The sequence below is a fragment of the Streptomyces doebereineriae genome (genome assembly GCF_031845645.1).
GTDB lineage: Bacteria > Actinomycetota > Actinomycetes > Streptomycetales > Streptomycetaceae > Streptomyces > Streptomyces canus.
This window is the reverse complement of record NZ_JAVREZ010000197.1, coordinates 1-471: the sequence shown is the minus strand read 5'-3', so window position 1 is coordinate 471 and position 471 is coordinate 1. Positions and strand designations below refer to the sequence as shown.

The window sequence follows — 471 nt, the reverse complement described above, 5'->3', positions numbered from 1 at the left end:
AGGTCTCCTGCGCGGTAGCGGTAGCGGTAGCGGTAGCGGTAGCGGTAGCGGTAGGGGAACTGGCGGGGAGGACGGATGGCACAGCGTGGCTATCATGCCCGGTCCGACCGCGGTGGAGCGGGCGGGGAGCCGGGATGTCCCGCCTGTCCCGAGCGACGGCAGTCGGCTCGGCGAATCCCGCTCCACACTGACGGGGGTGGCCGCCGTCGGCTCGGAACCCGGACGGTCAGCAGTCAGGGCCGTTGCTTGCCCCGGAAGAACAGAGCCGCTTCGACCTGATCCGGCAGGACACCCCGGGCCTGCGCGTACTCGTGCACCCCGTCCGCGTACAGCCGGTACTGGTCCGTGGTCCAGCCGTTCTCCGGCCAGCAGGGGTCCACAGCACCGTTGGCCTTGAGGGCTCGTACGACGACGCTGTCCAGGATGACCGGGCGGTACGGCACTGTGGCCCTGTCGTGTCCGGCGAAGTAG

The 471-nt window shown here is 70.1% G+C and carries 1 protein-coding gene; it reads right to left on the bottom strand.

Annotation, left to right across the window (positions count from 1 at the left end):
- Positions 1–233: 233 nt before the first annotated feature.
- On the bottom strand, positions 234–471 hold a 238-nt coding region (locus tag RNB18_RS51425; RefSeq protein ID WP_311720985.1), incomplete at its 5' end, for an 8-oxoguanine DNA glycosylase OGG fold protein.